Here is a 19,557-nt window from a genome sequence, read left to right as displayed (position 1 = left end):
TTTTTAATGGCCGCCAGCTGACTCTAACCTGTCATAATCAATGCCCTGCCCTTTAAGTATGCTTTTGGCTTTTATGGCATAATACGCTAGATAAACAAAACATGCAACGCCAACGATGTAACTCCAATGGATTCCTAATAAATTGTCTGCTGCGAGATAACCTTGGAAATAACTAATTATACCTCCACCCATAATCATCATAATCAAAAAGCTAGACCCTTCATTCGTATAGCGACCTAAACCAGCAATAGCAAGAGTAAAAATACAAGGCCACAAAGTTGAACAGAACAACCCCACACTTGTGAATGCATACACACTAACTAACCCATTTGTGAGCATCCCAACTAAGAGAGCAGCAATACCCATAGAACTAAATATGAGCAATTGTCTTGCAGGGTTTCCTTTACTCATAATATCACCAATTATCATAATCAGAATAATACCAGCATAAGGAAGGAATGGCTGAATAGAATGACCAGCAATGATGTTTACAAGTAAAAAGACTCCAAATGCCAAATAGGGCATGACAAAATTTAAAATCTTCCGGGTACTTTCAGATACATTAAAAGCACCGACCGCTGCTGTCCAGCGTCCCATCATCAAGCTAGCCCAATACAAGGAAACATAAGGTGCAATAGAGCTTGTTGGAATTGGGCTACCATCTTCCAATTTAATGTATTGCTTCATGAACTCTGGTAAGTTAGCAGCTGTAGCGACTTCTACGCCTACGTAAACAAAAATGCCAATCATACCTAAAACAAGTTGAGGATATTTCAGTGCACTTGATCTGTGAACCGCAGTGGTACCATCAGCATTTAAGGGTTGATGTGCATCATCTTCCAGATTAATTTTATTGGGAAGGGATGAATATTTAAATATTAAAGCAACTAAAACAAATGCAACTCCTAGTATCAAATAAGGAGTTTTAACTGCATTAATATCTGCAATTCCAGTGGATTCATTGCTTACAGCACCAAAAATGGCAAAACTCACAATTAATGGGCCTATGGTAGTTCCTAAATTATTAATTCCCCCCGCCATGCTTAATCGTTGTGCTCCTTTTCTTGGGTCACCTATTACGATTGCAAGTGGATTGGCAGCTGTTTGCTGTAACGAAAACCCTAAACCAACAATAAACAACCCAGTCAGAAACAGGTTGAAAGAAACACTGTTTGCCGCCGGGTAAAAAAGTAATGTTCCAATAGCTGAAATAATCAAGCCTATAGCAATCCCGTTTTTGTAGCCAACTCGATTAAGAATATCCCCTCCAGATAACCTACTCAATAACATGTAAATGATAGACCCAACTGTGTAAGCAACATAAAAGGCTACAGCGACCAACTGTGACTGGCCTTGAGAAAGATTTAATTTCTCTTTAAAAACAGGTATTAAAATGTCATTACTGGCTGCAACAAATCCCCAGAAAAAAAAGACGGAAACAAGTGTTACTAAAGCCGCTGTTTTAGTTGTATTAGCTGACTGATTCATAAGGCATCGATTAAAATAGAATAGGCGTAAAAGTAACCGCTTTTGGAACGCAGAAAAATTTTTTAAGATGGGCTATCCTATGGCAATCTTAGCCTAAATTGTCGGGCCAAGTATGCGCTTGTCATAACTGGTTTTTGCAGTGCATAATTGCTGCATTCATTCAATTGCAACCTGATGGAAATATTGCATGTAAGCGCCGAGTGTTACCCTGTTGCCAAAGCTGGCGGCCTCGGCGATGTTGTGGGTGCGTTGCCCAAATACCAAACACAACTGGGCCATTTAGCCAAAGTGGTAATGCCCATGTACCGCAGCAAATATTTATACAACCACGAGTGGGAGCTGGTACACGAAAGCGGCACCTACCTGGGCAATACCTGGTTTCGCTACGCCGTCATCAAAGAAAAAACCAATGAGCTGGGTTTTGATTTGTACCTGCTCGACATCAACGGATTGCTCGACCGCGAAAAAGTATATGGGTACGATGATGATACCGAACGCTTCACCGCATTTCAAATAGCCGTGGTGCATTGGCTGGCTACCTGGGAGCACCGCCCCGATGTAGTACATGTACACGATCATCATGCTGGGCTTATCCCCTTCATGATGAAGTATTGCTATGCCTATCAGTCTTTGCGTACCATCAAAACGGTTTTCACCATACACAATGCGCAATACCAGGGCTGGATGGGTTGGAACAAAAGTCATTACCTGCCCAGCTTCGACAATTGGAAAAGCGGTATGCTCGAATGGCAAGACAGCATTAATCCGTTGGCAGCGGCCGTGAAGTGTGCCGATAAAGTAACCACCGTGAGCCAGAGCTACATGGAAGAATTGCGTTTTCAGGCCAATGGGTTGGAAGATTTGTTTGAATACGAAAAAGGCAAATGCTCAGGTATACTCAATGGTATTGACACCGAAGTGTGGGACCCGGAAACCGATCCGCTACTGCCCTACAATTATGGCATTGCAGATGTAACAGAAGGGAAAGAACTGAACAAGAAATCTGTTTGCCAGCATTTTGGCCTCGATGCCCAAAAGCCATTGTTCATTTTTATTGGCCGGTTAGTGGGCGAAAAAGCGGCAGAAATTTTGCCATCGGCCATAGGCGAAGCAGCAAGCAGCATTCAATGGCCAGCTCAACTTTATTGTATTGGGCAGTGGCGACCCTAAAATTGAATACGAATTACAGGGTTTGCAAGAGCTCATTCCCGACCAAATGAGCTGCTACATTGGCTACAATGAAAAGCTGGCCCACCAACTGTACGCTGCCGCCGATTTTCTATTAATGCCCAGCCGGGTAGAACCTTGTGGCCTCAACCAAATGTATGCGCTACGCTACGGTACCGTGCCCATGGTACGCAATACCGGCGGCCTTCGTGATACCGTAACAGATATTGGTGCCCCCAACTTTGCCGGTTACGGTTTGGTATTTGAACATCCATCTGTTGGCGATTTAAAACATGCCATTCATCGGGCTGCAGGATGGTACTTCGAAAAGCCCGACATATTATTGGCTGCCCGCCAAAAAATGATGGCCATCAACAACAGCTGGACAAAAAGTGCAGCAGCATACATCGATCTTTACAAAGCATAACCCCACTTGAAAAATAAACATCAATACTCACCTTATAAACACATTATCATGGCAAAATCAACGGTTGCAGTTATTTTAGGAGGAGGTGCAGGAACCCGGCTTTACCCACTTACTGCTACCAGAAGCAAGCCCGCAGTACCCATTGCCGGCAAATACCGACTGGTAGATATTCCCATCAGCAATTGTATCAACAGCAGCATCAACCGCATATGGGTACTTACTCAGTTCAACAGTGCGTCGCTCAACAAACACATCAAAAACACTTATCAGTTCAGCCAGTTCAGCAGCGGCTTTGTAGACATTCTTGCTGCCGAACAAACGCCCGACAACCCGGGCTGGTTTCAGGGCACTGCCGATGCGGTACGCCAAAGCCTGCGCCACATTCAGCAGCACGAATCTGACTACGTGCTCATTTTAAGTGGCGACCAATTGTATCAGATGGACTTTCAGGAAATGATTGATAAACATGCCCAATCAGGCGCTGAAATTTCTATTGCCACCATACCCGTTGGCGAAAGAGATGCGCCAGAGTTTGGCATCATGAAAGTGAATGAAAACAGCGAAATCACTTCCTTCATTGAAAAGCCGAAAAAAGACGTATTGCAAGATTGGGTAAGCGATACCGGCGAAGCTATGAAAGCGCAGGGCCGCAACTACCTTGCGTCCATGGGCATCTACATTTTCAACCGCAAACTTTTGTACGATTTGCTGTTGGAAGAGTATGAAAAATCAACTGATTTTGGTAAAGAAATCATGCCGAATTCGATTGAGAAATACAAGGTATTGTCTTATCAATACGATGGCTACTGGACCGACATTGGTAACATCTATTCTTTCTTCGAAGCCAACCTGGCCTTGACAGATGATATTCCACCGTTTAACCTGTACGACAAGAAAAACATTGTGTACACACGTGCCCGCATGTTGCCTCCGGCAAAAATCAGCGGCACTACGCTGGAAAAAACCATCATAGCCGAAGCCAGTATTATCAATGCCAGCCGCATCGAAAACAGTGTAATTGGTATTCGCAGCCGCATTGGCCATGGCACTACCATTGTAAGCTGCTACATGATGGGAGCCGATTACTTTGAAACCCTGCAGGAAATTGAATCTTCAAAAGTCAAAGGCCATCCCAATATTGGTGTGGGCGAACGGTGCTACATCAAAAACTGCATCATCGATAAAAACTGCCGCATCGGTAATGATGTAAAAATCATTGGCGGCAGCCACCTCGAAGCCGCAGACCATGCCCTATACACCGTAAAAGACGGTATTGTAGTGCTGAAGAAAAACGCCGTCATTCCAAACGGATTTCAGCTCTGACAATATCCAAACAGCATACATAAAAAAAGACCTGACGGACAGGTCTTTTTTTATGGGATAAATAGTTAGTGTAAGAAATACACACTAGCAAAAAAATGCTACATTGCGTAGCCGCTTTTAGGTACATTCATTTTAAACAACGATTGCATATGGCAGCTCCTGTCGCTTCTTCTTCGTCGGGCTCGTCGAGCCTCAAACCCATGCTCAATTTTTGGAGCATTTGGAACATCAGCTTTGGTTTTTTAGGTGTGCAAATTGGCTACTCCTTGCAGAACGCCAACACCAGCCGTATCTTGTCTGCCATTGGTGCCGACCCGCATCATTTGAGTTTGTTTTGGCTGGCAGCGCCGGTAGCCGGGTTGATAGTGCAACCCATCGTTGGTCTTTCCAGCGATAAAACATGGACCCGCCTCGGCCGTCGTATTCCATTCATTTTAGGCGGAGCCATTGTATCGGCCGCAGCCATGTTTTTCATGCCGAATTCTGAAAATTTTGCTTCGTTGTTGGCACCCCTCATTTTTGGTGCAACGATGCTCTTGTTGATGGATACTTCTTTCAACGTAACCATGCAACCCTTCCGGGCATTGGTGAGTGACATGGTGCCCGATAAGCAACGCAACCGCGGTTATGCCATTCAGAGCTTCCTCATCAATTTTGGTGCAGTGGTGGGTTCGCTACTTCCATTTATACTTACCAGCCTTGGCGTGGCCAATGAGCCGGGCGAAGGAGAAAAAGTGGCCCCCACCGTTATCTGGTCATTCTACTTTGGTGGCGCTGCATTGCTACTAACTGTTCTTTGGACATCGCTGCGTACAAAAGAATATCCACCTGCAGAGTATGCCAAATACAACAACATTTCTGAAGCAGACCAGGCAGAAAAAGTAAGTTTCCTTCAACTGCTGAAAAACATTCCGCCTACCATGATGCAACTCGCTGTAACGCAGTTCTTCTCATGGTTTGCATTGTTTTTAATGTGGGTGTACACTACCAACGGCATTGCCCAAAGCATATGGGGCACTACTGATGCGAAGAGTGCTGCCTTCAACGAAGCAGGCAACTGGACAGGTGTGATTTTCGCAGCTTACAGTGTATTTGCAGCACTGTTCTCTTTGGTGCTTACTCCTTTGGCCGATAAGTTTGGCCGTCGCAATACCTATGCCCTTTCATTGCTGGCCGGTGGCATTGGTTTGGTATCAATGATGTTCATCAGCAATAAGTATGTGTTGTTTGCATCCATGATTGGTGTAGGCATTTCATGGGCAGCCATCCTTGCCATGCCGTATGCTATTCTTTCCTCTTCATTGCCTCCCAAGCAAACGGGTGTGTACATGGGCATTTTCAACGCCACTATTACCATTCCGCAAATTGTAGCTGGGCTCATTGGCGGATTGGCATTAACCGCTTTAGGCGGCAATGCCATCTACGTTATCGGCCTTGCAGGAGCCTCCATGCTCATTGCAGGCATTATGGCAAGAGTAGTTATCAAAGCAAAAGATTAATTAACCGAACGCTTATACAATGAACGTGAAAAAGATAACGAGTCTGCTGTGTGTGTTGCTGTTGCTCTCATGGCAAGCCTTTGCACAAAAAGCACAGCTATACCCTACACACTGGTGGACGGGCATGAAATGGAATCAGGTGCAACTGTTGGTGCATCAGGAAGGCATTAACAAAACAGCAGCTACGGTACAGCTTCAATACCCGGGCGTTACCATAAAAAAAGTAACCCGTACCGAAAGCCCCAACTATCTGGTGGTTGACATCAGCATAGCGGCTACTGCCAAGCCCGGTGTGCTGAATTTTAAAGTAAACAGTGCAGGCAAAACACAAACGATCCCCTTTACCCTGAAAGCCAGAACCGGCAAAGCAGGAAAAGATTTTGCCCATGGCGTCACCTCACAAGATTTGGTGTACCTCATTATGCCCGATCGTTTTGCCAATGGCGATGCCAGCAACGACCGCATCCCCGGATACAAGGATACCATTTGCGACCGCAGCAATCCATCGGCGCATCATGGTGGCGATATTCAGGGTGTCATCAACAATATTGGTTATCTGAAAGACATGGGCGTTACATCCATTTGGATGTGCCCTGTAACAGAAAACGACATGCCCTGGAAGCAGGAGCCCGCCGGTGCCATTAGTGGTTATCATGGCTATTGGATTACCAACCACTATGCCATCGACAAACGCTACGGCGGTGCAGATGCCTATAAAAAACTGGTGCGTACTGCTCATGCACAAGGCATGAAAATTATTCAGGATGCCGTGTACAATCATGTGGGTGACGAACACTTCCTGTTTAAGGACAAGCCGTTTGCCGACATGTTCAACAACTGGCCTGCATACACGGGCAGCAACCACCGTGAAGAAGCCTTGTTTGGTGCTTATACCAGCCAAGCCGATAAAAAAGTAATGCTGGAAGGTTGGTTTACACCACACTTACCCGACATCAATTTGCGGAATCCTTACATGGCCAATTTCATGATTCAAAATGCCATTTGGAGCACCGAAGAATTTATGCTCGATGGCTGGCGGGTAGATACCTACAAGTACTGCGATGAGCAATTCATGAACAATGTGAATGCAGCGCTGCTGAAAGAATTTCCGACCCTCAGCATTTTTGGCGAAGCTTGGGCCAACTCTGTTCCGGGCAGTGCCTACTTTACCAAAAACAACATGCAGGTGCCTTTTAAACACAACCTGCCTGGCACCACCGATTTCCCCATGCAAAGCGCCATGCTGAGTGCCATCAACCAACCATTTGGCTGGACAGAAGGACTGAACAAATTAATGATGACGCTGAGTCAGGATGTGTTGTATCAGGATCCCAAACTGAATTGCATTTTTCTCGACAACCACGACGTAGACCGTTTTATGACCATGATTGGTGGCGATGAAAAAAAGTATTACATGGGCATTGGCCTGCTGCTTACACAGCGTGGTATTCCGCAGCTGTATTTCGGTACTGAAATACAAATGAAGAACGATGATGTGCAGGGCGATGGCAAAAAACGCAACGATTTTCCTGGTGGCTTTGCAGGTGATGCGCAGAATAAATTTGTAGCGAGTGGAAGAAACGCTGCTGAAAATGCCGCTTACGAGTATGTAAAAAAACTGGCCAATTTCCGCAAGCAATCAAAGGCATTGACTGTGGGAACCACTACCGACTTCTTACCACAGGATGGCGTGTATGTGTACTTCCGCAAGCATGGCAATGAAACGGTGATGTGTATCATCAACCAAAATCAACAAGACAAAACGATTGCGCTAAACCGCTTCGCTGAAGTCACAAACAATTATCAGCAAGCCACGAACGTGATAACCGGCAGCAACGCCGTATTGCAAGGCGAATGGCGCATTCCTGCACAAACAATGTGGGTGATGCAACTCAAATAACGCCTATTAAGTAGCATATAAAAAGGGAACGATTGAGTATCGTTCCCTTTTTTACTAATAAACAAGAATGTTTACAAAACCGTATTCCAAAACCCTCGCTGTCTTTCTTCTTCTGTGCCCCATTCGAATACTTTCCGCACCTGATCCATCAGTTCTTTCCGGTTAACCTTGGTGGTTTTTCCGGAAGGAATTTTCAGCTCGTTCATCTTCGGCTCTACTAATTCTACTTTCGTAGCAAACCAGGTAATGTAGTAACGAGGAAAAGCCAAACCTAAAATCATACCGGGCAAACCATTGTACAATTCCGGGCCACCCGGCACTGCTATCTGGTCAGTATAAAATGCAACTACATACAAGGAATCGAAAAACTTACCTACAGCTTTTCGGCAATCAAAACCAGCGATGGTGCGGGTTTCGTCGGTGATGCGCCATTCGATATTCAAGGCACTATCCTGCACCAAAAACTTTTTTTCAAATACTTGCTTGTAGGCGGTTGATTGCATGGCCAGCAGGTTGTGCATTACCACATCTTCCTCCCCGGTACTCGATCCCCAAAAGTTTTTCCACTTGTCATCGGCTACTTCCCGGCCCATTTTATAATAGGTCTGTGCACTGTCAAACATCAGGTCGTAATACTGTACCCGAAATGGTGGAAGTCGGTCCTTCAGTTCACGGGTCCATGCATTGTCTTCAATCCACTTGTGCATGTTTGTTTTTTTCTCAAACTCAATTTTGCCGGTCGACAAAAAACGGGTTTGTGCCAATGCCGGCAGCAGCATGCAGCTGAGCATTACAGTGAGCAAGCTGTGTTTTATAGCAGTTGTAGTAAGCATATAGAATGTTGATTGTGTGAATGAAGAATTCGATTACCAGTTGTCTTCTTCCGCTTTTTGCGGGCCTTTGTTAAACGACCAGCTAAACGTAACCATCCAGTAGCGACGAATGACATCGTAGGTTCTTTCTGACACAAAGTTGGAGCTGATGTTTCTTCTGAAACCGATGTTTTGATTCAGCAGGTCTCTTACGCTAAAGCCCATCTTTACATCCTTCTTCTTGAAAATCTTTTTCTCAATAGAAGCATTCCAGATAAAGGCATTGTTGTTTTGATCGAACACCGATGTACGCTGACGCCAGTTGTAATCAAAGTCGGTATTGAATACAATTTTCGCAGGCAAATCAATATTGGCCGACATACCTACAACACCGGTCCAGTAGGTGGTATTGATATCAGGACGAATAGAGCTTTTGCTACTGTTGTAGGTGAAGCGCTGATTGAAACTCAGGTCGTATTTATCGTCTTTAGATTTACGCAGGTTATACCCAAATTCTAAAGCTGTAGAGTTGGTGCGGTTTTCGATGCCGTTTACAAAATTGGTAAAGCGGTTGATGCTCGGGTCGAAGCTCAAATCAACTTGAATATCGGGCTTTTTAATTTTGAAGTTATAACCCATGTAAGCACCAAAACTGTAGTTGCCGTTCACATTCACCGTTTGCGAAGTGCGTTTGCCAAATGCATCCACTACATCTTTTGTACTAAAGGCATTGCTGGTAGGATTGAACCACGCTCCCATCCACATGCCCGTATTGGACAGTACTTTCCAGAAGTTGTAGTTGAGAGAAAAGCGATGATTGAATGACTGCAGTAAGTTGGGGTTACCAATTTGAATGTTGAGCGGATCATTGTTGTCAGCTACAGGTTGCAACTGGTTGGCCGATGGTGCCTGTGTGCTACCATTGTACGACAAGCGAACACGGCTGTACTGACCCAACTTGTAAGATGCTTCAGCACGGGGAAAGAAGTTGGTGAAGTTGTAATGACGGGTAGTATCTCTGAACCGATCATCCTGACGCCAATCGGTAAAAGCGACATCGCCACCGAAACCAAACTGAAAGAGCTTGCCGCTGTAACGATAGCCGGCACCAGTACGGTTTGTAATCGTCTTAAATTTAAAGTCGTTAGAAAACACACTATCCAAATCATCGTATTTACCAGCCAGTTTATTATAGCTCAACCGCTGCTGATTGCTCACACTTTGGTTAATGCCATAATTGATTTCAAGAATACCTTTTTTACCAATGGGCTCTGAGTAAGCCAATCTTGCATTCACCGCATTAGAACGGGTGGTATTGAGTTTTTTCTGATCAATAGTGTCTTTGCTATACAAGCCCGATGCATTGTAAAACTCGTTGTAGGTTAGCAGCAATCCATCGGAGTTATTGTCGCTGTACTGATTGCCCAAATTGGCAGAGAAGGTTCTGCCCTTCTTTTTAAACTTGAGCTTGTACAATGCTGTTCCGTTGAACTGTGCCTGCGTACCAGCACCTTGTGTAGTACGATCACTTTTATTCACCGGCAACTGCTTGCCCGTGAGTGCTTCGCTAAATGTGCGGCTGTAGTTGCTGCTTTCGCCATAGCTGCCATTCAAGTCGAACGTGATGGATTGCATGCTATCGATAAACAACTCCGAACGGATGAGGCCTTTATGCCGCCAACGACTGGCTTCGTTTTGTGCCCGCTGGTTATTGAAGAATTGCGTGTCGGGCAAAATGTTTTGTGTGGTATTGTAGGAGTTGGCAACTGTTTTAATTTTTTGATACCTGTATGCGCCGGTTACATTGCTTCGGTTTTCATTCCACTTGTTGGCATAGCTAGTACCAAGCGTCCAGCTGCTGGGCAAGCCTTCGCCATAGTAACCGCCCGTGCCGCCAAATTCATCGCCACTGCTCCACATCATTACACTGCCATCATCACCTACTTGCGTTTGTGTACTCATATTGCCACCAAACTGGCTCTCTTCGCTCCAGCCCAACGAGTTGTTGTTAGTGTTGGCCATAATGCCATACACACTCAACTTTCGTTTGTCTTTAAAAGCATTGAGCATGGCCTGGTTTTCCCATCGGTTGGGCAAACCACCCGCCAGTTTTACTTTTCCAAAATAGCCTTTCTTGAATTCGTCTTTCAGTTTCAGGTTGATGGTCTTTTGCGTTTGCCCATCATCCACGCCAGTGAATGTTGCCTGATCACTTTTTTTGTCAAACACCTGCACTTCTTTTACTGCCAACGCCTGCAAATTGCGGGTGGCCAGTGTTGGGTCATCACCAAAAAACTCATCTCCATCCACCAATACCTTCTGCACTTTTTGACCTTGTGCCGTTATCTCACCTTTCTGGTTGACACTCAGGCCGGGCAAGCGTTTCAGCAAATCTTCCACCGTGGCTCCTTCCCTTGTTTTAAAGCTATCGGCCACAAAAGCTAGGGTATCGCCTTTCATGCGAACGGCACTGCCACGTACCACAACGGTTTGCAGCAATACAGCCTTCGTTATCATGTTTACAAGACCCAAATCCTGCGATGATTGCAGGTCTACAAAATCGGCATAGTCGGCATAGCCAGGATAACTGATGAGCAAAATGTACTTGCCCTGTGCCGGCACGGGCAAACGAAATTTGCCGTCGGGCGTGGAGCGTACAAATTTCAGCAGCACAGAATCTTTTGCCCTGAGCAAGGCAATGGTGGCTTTTGAGAGCTGTTTGTTTTCGGAAGTATCGCTAACCGTACCGGTTAGTTCAATATTTTGGGCTACAGCAGAAAAGGCAAAGAATAACAATGCCAGCAGCAGTTTGGCTTTTATCATAGTTGGTGTGTTGGTGCAAGGGCGCTGTAAAAACGCCTTTGCGCCGACTAAAGTATATGACTAAAACCTTCGTTACTGTTAAAAGAATCTTTTAATAGCAACGTTTGGATGAACGGCCGATATCAATGATTACATGCGGGCCGGCACAGCAATACCCAATACCTGCATGCTGTTTTGAATGACATGAGCTGTGAGTGCACAAATATGCAACCGCAACTGACGGGCTTCATCCGACTCAGCATTTACAATAGAATGCTTTGCGTAAAATGAATTGTACAAACTGGCCAGATTGAAAGCATAGTTGGCCACCAGCGAAGGATTCATTTCATCGCAGGCAGCTTTGAGCGTTTGCGGAAATTGCTCCAGTAGTACAATCAATTGCTTTTCCAAGGGCTGCAAACTGCTGGCTGAAAATTTGGTAGCGGCAGTGGGCTGTACCCAATTGGTTTTGCGTAAAATACTTTGGATACGGGCAAATGTATATTGCACAAACGGACCGGTGAAACCATGAAAGTCGATAGACTCTTCAGGGTTAAATACCATGCGTTTTTTAGGATCTACCCGCAGCAGGAAAAACTTCAATGCGCCCAAGCCAAGGGTATGATACAATTGCTGTAATTCTGCTTGCGTAAAACCTTCCACTTTGCCGAGTTCTTCGGTTTTGGCGGCGGCTACTTTTTCCATTTCATCGCAGAGGTCATCGGCGTCTACCACAGTGCCTTCGCGGCTTTTCATGCGGCCGGTGGGCAAATCAACCATGCCGTAGCTCAGGTGATGTATGCCATCGGCAAAAGGCATGCCCAGCTTTTTACAAATCAGCTGCAATACATGCATGTGATAGTTTTGCTCATCGCCAATCACATAAATGCTTTGCTCCATCGGGTAGTCTTCGTACTTGCGTTTGGCAAGGCCAATGTCTTGCGTAATGTACACGCTGGTGCCATCTTTCCGCAATACCAGTTTTTCATCAAGACCTTCAGCCGTCAGGTCAATCCAAACACTGCCGTCTTCCTTTTTGTAAAACACGCCTTTCTCCAAACCTTCATCTACATACTGCTTGCCCAGTAGGTAGGTTTCGCTTTCGTAGTAAATGGTTTGAAAATCGCTACCGATGCGTTTGTAAGTCGTATCAAAACCAGCATATACCCAGCCATTCATCATGCGCCAGATGTTTACAGTTGCTGCATCGCCCTGCTCCCATTTCAGCAGCATTTGCCGAACCTCTTGCATCAATGTGGTTGCGTTACGGGCAATGTCTTTCAGTTCGTCAGTTATCTCGGCCTTCTTTTCGGCAGGTAAATTGGCATCCTGTAATTTTTGATGGAGCAGCGTTGCCTTGGCAGCAGTAGCTTCATCCAGTGTAGCAATTGTTTCGCCTGCCAGCAGCTGCTCTTGCAGTGGTGCGGCTTCTTTGCGCAAGGCATTTTCAAACTGTACATAAAAATCGCCCACCAAATGGTCGCCTTTCATGCCCGTGCTTTCGGGGGTGGCGCCATTGCCAAACTTTTGCCAGGCCAGCATGCTTTTGCAAATGTGAACGCCACGATCATTTACAATACAGGTTTTGCGAACATCGTAGCCATTCCATTGGTAGAGCTCCGCAATACTCCAGCCTAAAAAGTTGTTGCGCAAATGACCCAGGTGCAGCGGCTTGTTGGTATTGGGCGAAGAGTATTCCACCATCACTTTTTTTCCATTGCTGGCATGGCGGCCGTAGTCTGACTGATAATGATTTTCCAAAAATTGAATCCAATAAGCCTCGGCAACGCTCAGGTTCAGAAAACCTTTGATGACGTTGAAAGCAGTAAGGTTGCCTTCGCTGTTGGCCAGCATCCATGCACCCACTTCCTGACCCATGGCTTCGGGCGATTTGCGAGCCTGCTTTACATATTGAAACAACACAATGGTGTAATCGCCTTCAAACTCAGGCTTGGTTTCGTTGAGGGTTACCTGCGAAGCATCGGCCTGAATATCGTACAGTGCGGCCAGCGCTTTGGCGGCCAGTTCTTTAATGTATTGAGCAATTTGCATGGTAGCTGATTTTTCTGCCCGGCAGCAGCCATTTGCGGGCTGCCGATTTGGGGCTGCAAATGTATTGCAATCCGGCTACCTTTGGCCCCGCTTATGCTGGCAAGGTTCATCATTCTGATACTCGACTGGTTTTATCCGCTGTTTAAACGCTTCATGCCGCGGCAAACCTTTTATTATGCGGCCTGTGGTGGTGGCAATACACTGCTGGGGTTGCTTATCTTTTTTGTTTGCGAAAACTATGTGTTTGACAAACAACCCGTAGACCTGTTGCTGGTAGTGCTCAAGTCGCACAAAGCAGCCATGGTAGCCTCGTTTTTATTTTCTTTTCCTACAGGTTTTTACCTCGCCAAAACGGTGGTGTTCAGCGGCAGTACCATGCGGGGCAGGCACCAGCTCTTTCGCTATTTTGTTACCAATATGGTGAGCCTGCTGCTCAACTACATCAACCTGACGGTGATGGTAGATTGGCTGGCATTTTATCCAACGCTGGCTCAGATTATCAATACCGTGATTGTGGTTATTTTCAGCTACCTGCTACAAAAGCATTTTGCGTTTCGCAAAAGCAAACAGCCCGCTACTTCAGAAACTGCCTGAGCAATTGCTGCGCTTCAATATCTAGCCACAGTTTGCCTTCTGCCGCCCCTTGTATAAAAAGACCATTAGCAGCGGCTTCAATTTTTTCCAGCACAAATCGGTTCACGTAACCTTTGCTCTGAATGCCCGGGTAAACATCGCGGTTCATTTGCTCCGCAATGGCCGTGGTCATCTCCGTCATCTTTTCTGTAAAGTTGAAGCGGGAATATTCTTTCAGTTTATGGGTGATGGTACCATCCAGCAAATAGCTGGCTGATTTTACCAACCATTGTTTCGATTCAATATGGTAATCGAGTGAGTCCATGTACAGCTCCTGCTTCAACATGTCCCACTTGGGTATGCCTTCCAAAAAGAAAACGCCTTTGGCTGCTTTGGAAACATACACTTTCAAAAACATTTTTCGCCCACCGCCCTGCATCCGAACAGAATCAATTCGCACCGTTTTTTTAAACAAGCCCTTGCCTGCGGTAAATTCTTTTCCGGAAAGATTGGCATTCATCAATGTGCTCAGCGAATCGTAATGTAAGTTTTGCGCAATGAACAACCGGAATCCACTACGCTGTTTAAAATCTGAAAGATTAGGCAATGGCTTCTTAGCCATATCTGGTGCGGCTTTCAACTCAGGCCTTGCACTCAGGCCCACACTTACAAACATTGAATCTCGCACCAACTGAATTTGGCTGATGCGGATGGCAGAAGGCTGTACACTTAGGTAGCCAAAGCCTGGCAAACCATACGGTGCCTGCAAACTATCCCAGGCAATTTTCATATAAGGCTTCAGGCTGAACTGCTCCATTTGTTTGGCAAAACCTTTGATGGACAAATCGAGTTCTGCCTTTAGCTGATCGGCTACGGTTTGCGTAATGTCTTTACCAAAAAAGCAAACTTCGCATTTATCAACGGCCGTTGGATTGATGCGATTGACTACCATGCCCAAACGGAAGTCGGGCAATACTTTCAGCTGAATCACAAACCCGGCATCAATGCGGCGAGGCTTTTCACTGCCAAAGCCACAGCTGCAAGCCGGCGTCCATGGTGAGTTGCCAATACTGGTGCACACCCTTGTACTACCTCTTACACCATAATAGCCACTGAAGCTAACGTACAATACATTGTTGACGGCTTTGAACTGCATAGGGCCACGCACAAACCGGTACTGGTACCGCACACTGCAGCCATCCATTACCCAATCGTTGGGATAGTTGGGCGAGGTATATAGTGTATCAATAAACTGATTGGCAAACTGAAAAATAGGCCGCAAATCCATGCGAATGGGAATGTCGATTTCGCTTTGCGGCAGCGTATTGATGAGCACTGCATTTTTGGTAGTAGTATCGGGTGGCGGCGGTGCTACCACATCTTGTGCCTGTACAAATGCTATAGAAAAAGTGGCCAAAAGGGCCATCATCATTATCCTGCGAAACATGAATTGAAGGTCTGTTTTCTTGACTTAAAAAAAAGAACGCTGCTGTGAATTAACGAATACGCAACGCACTATCAATGCTGTGCTTATACAACGGTGAAGCTGCAATATCATTGTGGTTGGCGCCGGGTATCATGAAAAAAATATCGTTGGGTTTGAGCTTTGGAAAAAGTGTAGCAGCTTCCGTCATGGGAATGAGTTCATCATGCGTGCCATGCCAAAGCATAATGGGTGCGGTTATGTTTTCGAGATAGACATCGGTATTCAAATCGTCTTGCAACAGCATGGGCACAGGATACATGAATAAAAATTCCTGCGTCAATGCAGACAACGATGCATACGGCGTTTCGAGCATCAGCAGTTTGCAATCCCGTTTGGTAGCCAAGTAAGCTGCAATGCCACTGCCCAACGATTTGCCGTAGAGCACAATAGAATCTGCAGCATATTTTCCCAAGGCCATTTTGTGCATTTGTATACTCAGTTCTTTCAGCATGGGCACATTCGTTTCGCCGGTGGAGCGGCCAAAACCCGGATAATCTGGCATCCAGCATTCGTACCCCAAACTGGTGAAGTACGGCGCATATCGGGCGTAGTGTTCTACATTGTACCGGTTGCCATGAAAAAACAAGACCACGCCTTTTGGCTGCGCATCGGCGGGTAAAAATTTCACCACATCAACCACCGTAGCCGAATCGAAGGGGATTTGTACCGTGCTGTGTGGCTGCGCTGCCGCAAATGCAAAGCGGTGTTGTGCATCCAGTTTTTTAGGATGGAAATACAACGACTGTTGGTAGAAATAATACAAGCCACCCAATACCAGGTAGGCCAGCAATACATATTTAAAAATGCCTTTCACGGCTGCAAAATAAACTTAGTACAGGAGTATATCGCGGATGAAATTGTGATAGCTGGGAAATGCCGGCAGATTGTTGTGCCCGCCACCTTCTATGCGAATCAGGGTGATGCGTTTCGGATTGAGTTGCTGCAGCGATTCGCTTTGTGCAATGGGAATGAGCCGGTCTTTGGTGCCGTGCAAAATGTAAGTGTGGCATTGCACCTGTGTAATCCACAAATCGGTACGCAGGTGAAAACGCAGCAGCCAGCGGTGTGGCAAAATGGGCATGAGTCGTTCGGCCACTTTTCTGAAACTGTAATAAGGTGCATCTAAAATGAGATAACGGGGTTTGTTGTCGCTGGCTATTTTGGCGGCAAAGCCACTGCCCATGCTTCGCCCGTATACAATCAGGTGATCTTCTGGATAATTCACCGCCAACGTTTCGTACACAAACTGCATATCGGCCAGCATTTTTCTTTCACTGCGTTTGCCGGTGCTTTTGCCAAAACCACGGTAGTCTACCAGCACCACATCGTATTGATACCGGTAGAAATCACGGGCATATTTGCCCCAGCCTTTGATGCTGCGGCTATTGCCATGAAAATACAAGATGAGCCCCTTGGGCTTGGGTACATAAAAGTGAAGTCCGTTGATAGTGACGCCCTGTTCGGGTTCAAAATTCAGTTCCCGAAACGGTGCATCGTATTTGTAGGCAAAATCGGCCGGCAGCTTTTCAGGTTTGAAAATAAACCGCTCCTGCACCAGGTATACAATTGCAGCCAGCACCACATACATGATGCCCATAATCCACCAGCCCGATATAGATAACAACAGCTCCAATGCAATGCGTTGAAATGACGAGGAGCTTTAAAAATAGGCTTTTTACAAGGGCAAACCCAACTGCCTTATTTGTGTAATGCCTCCAGCAAGATTGTACAGGTTGTGCATGCCGTACTTTTCTTGTAAGCGTTGAATAACAATGGCACTCCGAACACCTTTGCGGCAATACAATACCAATGGCTGATCTGTCGGCAATTCTGTATGCCGCTTCAGCACTTCATCCATGGGTATCCATTCGCCGCCAATATGGTCGAGCTGGCGTTCGTCTTCTTCACGTACATCCAGCAAGGTAAAAGGCCGTTGCTCCTGCACCCATTGCCACAGCTCCGTTGGAGATAGTTGCTGCATGCAAAAATTAATCTTCGGTGTTGATGCGTTTCAAATTGAGATTGGGTGCCGGCGATACAATGAGCGGAAACTTTTCAATTTGTACATAGCTGGTATCGAGGCCAAAACCTTTTTCTTCACTCAGGCTTATGTCTTTGATGGCGAAATAGGTTTTCATGACCAGACTTTCCAAGAATGGTAATTGGTTATCGGCACTCAGGTATTTTTCCATTACGATAAACTGGAAGTCGCCCACCACATTGTTGCGTTCCAAACTTTCGTAGCGGCTCGTAATGTTTACTTCTTTGTTTTCTACCAGGTCTTCTATCACCTTACGGAAAAGCATGTTGATGCGAGGTTCCATACGGAAACCCAACCGGAATTCTACCCGGATAATATCATTCGGAATGATATGATCCACCTGGTACTCGCAGGTGTACGGATCATCCAGTGTATCTACGTGTACAAACCAGTAAATATCGGCCCGCTTGGGCTTGCGGTTGAGAATGGAGTAAATGATTTTGTGCTCAATTTCTTTGGGGTTATTGGCACTGGTGAGGTAAATAAGATGCGTGGCATACTTGGGCACACTCTTATCATTGCTCAACTCTTGTATTTGCGGAATGTAGTTTTCCAACCGCACAAATTCTACATAGCGGTTTTTGATTTTGCGGGCCCTGTACCATACGTACATCACGAGGAAAAGTCCGCCACCAACAATGAGTGTTACATAACCACCATGTGGAAACTTATCGAGGTTGGCAAATAAGAATGATCCTTCAATGGCGAAATAGGTAACCAAAAAGAGATATATCAATGGTTGCTTTACCCGCTTCAACACCAAATAGTTGGCAAACAAAATGGTGGTGGCCATCATACAAATGGTAATGGCCAAACCATATGCAGCTTCCATGTTGGTGCTCTTCTTAAAAATCAATACCATGGAAACGCAACCTATAAACAACAGAAAATTGGTTGCTGTAATAAACAATTGTCCACGTTGCTCGGTGGGGTAATCAATTTTGTGCTTGGGCCAAAGGTTAAGCCGGATAGCTTCGCTGATAAGAGTAAATGAACCCGATATTAAAGCCTGGCTGGCTATGATGGCCGCAGCTGTAGCAATGATGATGCCGAACACCAGAAAACCCTGTGGCATAATGGCGTAAAAGGGGTTACTGAGTTCTGTGGGAAATACGCGACCGTTGTAATGCGACAGCAACCATGCGCCCTGCCCAAGGTAGTTGATGATAAGGGCGGTTTTCACCATCACCCACGATACGCGGATGTTGTTTTTACCACAGTGGCCAAGGTCGCTGTACAATGCTTCGGCACCAGTAGTACACAAAAACACAGCACCCAGAATCCAAAATCCTTTGGGATACACCACCAACAACTTAATGGCGTAATAAGGGTTCAATGCTTTGAACACAGTAAGGTCGTCGGCAATGTGCATGAGGCCAAGTCCTCCCAGCATGATGAACCAAATGGTCATTACCGGACCAAACATTTTGCCAATGGAAGCCGTACCAAATTGCTGTACAAAAAAGATGACCGTGATAATGGCCAACACGATGTAAATGATGGTTTGATGATCATTTTGCAAACTGGCAAACGCCGGCAACTGACGCAGACCTTCAACCGCAGAAGTAATAGAAATGGGCGGTGTAATCATACCATCGGCTAGCAGGGCTGCACCACCAATCATGGCAGGTAATACCAGCCAGCGGCGGCGGCGGCGTACTAAAGTGTACAAAGAAAAAATACCACCTTCCCCACGGTTGTCGGCCTGTAGGGTAAGCAGCACATATTTCACTGTTGTTTGTAATGTCAGGGTCCAGATAACGCAACTTAGACCACCCACAATGAGTAGTTCGCTGATTTCTTTCCCGTTAATGATTGCGTTTAAAACGTACAGCGGAGAAGTGCCGATGTCGCCGTAGATGATACCCAGTGCTACCAGCAGGCCGGCGGCGGATACCTTATTAATGTGACTACCCACGTGAGTTGTTCTGATAAGTGAACAACAAATGTATAGGTGAAATGAAATTCGGCACAACTATTCGTTGAT

Annotated in this window: 15 protein-coding genes; 6 read left to right on the top strand and 9 right to left on the bottom strand. The window is 45.8% G+C overall.

Annotation, left to right across the window (positions count from 1 at the left end):
- Positions 1 to 3: 3 nt before the first annotated feature.
- The gene (locus tag GLV81_RS06675) at positions 4 to 1,488 is read right to left on the bottom strand and encodes an MFS transporter (RefSeq protein ID WP_157477947.1); all 1,485 of its coding nucleotides are present in this window, start codon (positions 1,486 to 1,488) and stop codon (positions 4 to 6) included.
- Positions 1,489 to 1,662: 174 nt separating this feature from the next.
- On the opposite strand from GLV81_RS06675, the gene GLV81_RS06670 reads away from it, so the two are divergent.
- The 5 genes from GLV81_RS06670 to GLV81_RS06655 all read left to right on the top strand — a co-directional run bounded on the left by GLV81_RS06670 (position 1,663) and on the right by GLV81_RS06655 (position 7,804).
- Positions 1,663 to 2,658 carry a glycogen synthase gene (locus tag GLV81_RS06670; protein ID WP_246186293.1) on the top strand — a complete coding sequence of 332 codons (996 nt, stop codon included), beginning with the start codon at positions 1,663 to 1,665 and terminating at the stop codon, positions 2,656 to 2,658.
- Complete coding sequence (locus GLV81_RS20080) at positions 2,639 to 3,082, top strand: glycosyltransferase (RefSeq protein WP_246186292.1); 444 nt, start codon at positions 2,639 to 2,641, stop codon at positions 3,080 to 3,082. Before GLV81_RS06670 ends, GLV81_RS20080 begins: the two co-directional genes overlap by 20 nt.
- Positions 3,083 to 3,130: 48 nt before the next feature.
- The gene (locus GLV81_RS06665; RefSeq protein ID WP_157477945.1) at positions 3,131 to 4,405 is read left to right on the top strand and encodes a glucose-1-phosphate adenylyltransferase; all 1,275 of its coding nucleotides are present in this window, start codon (positions 3,131 to 3,133) and stop codon (positions 4,403 to 4,405) included.
- A gap of 149 nt (positions 4,406 to 4,554) precedes the next feature.
- Positions 4,555 to 5,904, top strand: coding sequence for an SLC45 family MFS transporter (locus GLV81_RS06660; protein WP_157477943.1), 1,350 nt, complete (start codon positions 4,555 to 4,557; stop codon positions 5,902 to 5,904).
- A 25-nt stretch (positions 5,905 to 5,929) separates the two neighbouring features.
- Positions 5,930 to 7,804, top strand: a complete 1,875-nt coding sequence (locus tag GLV81_RS06655) for an alpha-amylase family glycosyl hydrolase (RefSeq protein ID WP_197428995.1) — start codon at positions 5,930 to 5,932, stop codon at positions 7,802 to 7,804.
- Positions 7,805 to 7,875: 71 nt separating this feature from the next.
- On the opposite strand, the gene GLV81_RS06650 is transcribed toward GLV81_RS06655, so the two are convergent.
- From GLV81_RS06650 to argS, 3 genes are all read right to left on the bottom strand, one after another.
- Positions 7,876 to 8,637, bottom strand: a complete 762-nt coding sequence (locus tag GLV81_RS06650; protein ID WP_157477939.1) for a GLPGLI family protein — start codon at positions 8,635 to 8,637, stop codon at positions 7,876 to 7,878.
- A gap of 33 nt (positions 8,638 to 8,670) precedes the next feature.
- Positions 8,671 to 11,439: an outer membrane beta-barrel protein gene (locus tag GLV81_RS06645; RefSeq protein ID WP_157477937.1), complete on the bottom strand. Its 2,769-nt coding sequence runs from the start codon at positions 11,437 to 11,439 to the stop codon at positions 8,671 to 8,673.
- Positions 11,440 to 11,568: 129 nt separating this feature from the next.
- Positions 11,569 to 13,470, bottom strand: a complete 1,902-nt coding sequence (gene argS, locus GLV81_RS06640; RefSeq protein ID WP_157477935.1) for an arginine--tRNA ligase — start codon at positions 13,468 to 13,470, stop codon at positions 11,569 to 11,571.
- Between the two features lie 81 nt (positions 13,471 to 13,551).
- Between argS and GLV81_RS06635 the strand changes: the two genes are divergently transcribed.
- Complete coding sequence (locus GLV81_RS06635) at positions 13,552 to 14,064, top strand: GtrA family protein (RefSeq protein ID WP_197428994.1); 513 nt, start codon at positions 13,552 to 13,554, stop codon at positions 14,062 to 14,064.
- Here GLV81_RS06635 and GLV81_RS06630 read toward each other — a convergent pair.
- Genes GLV81_RS06630 through GLV81_RS06610 form a run of 5 tightly spaced genes read right to left on the bottom strand, consistent with a single transcriptional unit; the run spans position 14,045 to position 19,488 of the window.
- Positions 14,045 to 15,490 (bottom strand): DUF4403 family protein, encoded by a 1,446-nt coding sequence (locus tag GLV81_RS06630; RefSeq protein WP_157477931.1) that lies wholly within the window; start codon positions 15,488 to 15,490, stop codon positions 14,045 to 14,047. The two genes, GLV81_RS06635 and GLV81_RS06630, sit on opposite strands and share 20 nt — an antisense overlap.
- 49 nt (positions 15,491 to 15,539) lie before the next feature.
- On the bottom strand, positions 15,540 to 16,343 hold the full coding sequence (locus GLV81_RS06625) for an alpha/beta hydrolase (RefSeq protein ID WP_157477929.1): 804 nt from the start codon (positions 16,341 to 16,343) through the stop codon (positions 15,540 to 15,542).
- A 15-nt stretch (positions 16,344 to 16,358) separates the two neighbouring features.
- Positions 16,359 to 17,162, bottom strand: coding sequence for an alpha/beta hydrolase (locus GLV81_RS06620; RefSeq protein ID WP_246186291.1), 804 nt, complete (start codon positions 17,160 to 17,162; stop codon positions 16,359 to 16,361).
- Positions 17,163 to 17,204: 42 nt separating this feature from the next.
- On the bottom strand, positions 17,205 to 17,510 hold the full coding sequence (locus tag GLV81_RS06615; protein WP_157477927.1) for a rhodanese-like domain-containing protein: 306 nt from the start codon (positions 17,508 to 17,510) through the stop codon (positions 17,205 to 17,207).
- 7 nt (positions 17,511 to 17,517) lie between these two features.
- Complete coding sequence (locus GLV81_RS06610) at positions 17,518 to 19,488, bottom strand: KUP/HAK/KT family potassium transporter (RefSeq protein WP_157477925.1); 1,971 nt, start codon at positions 19,486 to 19,488, stop codon at positions 17,518 to 17,520.
- Positions 19,489 to 19,557: the final 69 nt, after the last annotated feature.

The organism is Phnomibacter ginsenosidimutans (assembly GCF_009740285.1).
Lineage (GTDB): Bacteria > Bacteroidota > Bacteroidia > Chitinophagales > Chitinophagaceae > Phnomibacter > Phnomibacter ginsenosidimutans.
This window is presented reverse-complemented; position numbering and strand designations above follow the sequence as displayed.

Bases quoted from the DNA above. Each gene is read 5' to 3' on its own strand.
- GLV81_RS06675 (WP_157477947.1), bottom strand. From the start codon at position 1,488: ATGAATCAGTCAGCTAATACAACTAAAACAGCGGCTTTAGTAACACTT.
- GLV81_RS06670 (WP_246186293.1), top strand. From the start codon at position 1,663: ATGGAAATATTGCATGTAAGCGCCGAGTGTTACCCTGTTGCCAAAGCT.
- GLV81_RS06665 (WP_157477945.1), top strand. From the start codon at position 3,131: ATGGCAAAATCAACGGTTGCAGTTATTTTAGGAGGAGGTGCAGGAACC.
- GLV81_RS06660 (WP_157477943.1), top strand. From the start codon at position 4,555: ATGGCAGCTCCTGTCGCTTCTTCTTCGTCGGGCTCGTCGAGCCTCAAA.
- GLV81_RS06650 (WP_157477939.1), bottom strand. From the start codon at position 8,637: ATGCTTACTACAACTGCTATAAAACACAGCTTGCTCACTGTAATGCTC.
- GLV81_RS06645 (WP_157477937.1), bottom strand. From the start codon at position 11,439: ATGATAAAAGCCAAACTGCTGCTGGCATTGTTATTCTTTGCCTTTTCT.
- argS (WP_157477935.1), bottom strand. From the start codon at position 13,470: ATGCAAATTGCTCAATACATTAAAGAACTGGCCGCCAAAGCGCTGGCC.
- GLV81_RS06630 (WP_157477931.1), bottom strand. From the start codon at position 15,490: ATGTTTCGCAGGATAATGATGATGGCCCTTTTGGCCACTTTTTCTATA.
- GLV81_RS06615 (WP_157477927.1), bottom strand. From the start codon at position 17,510: ATGCAGCAACTATCTCCAACGGAGCTGTGGCAATGGGTGCAGGAGCAA.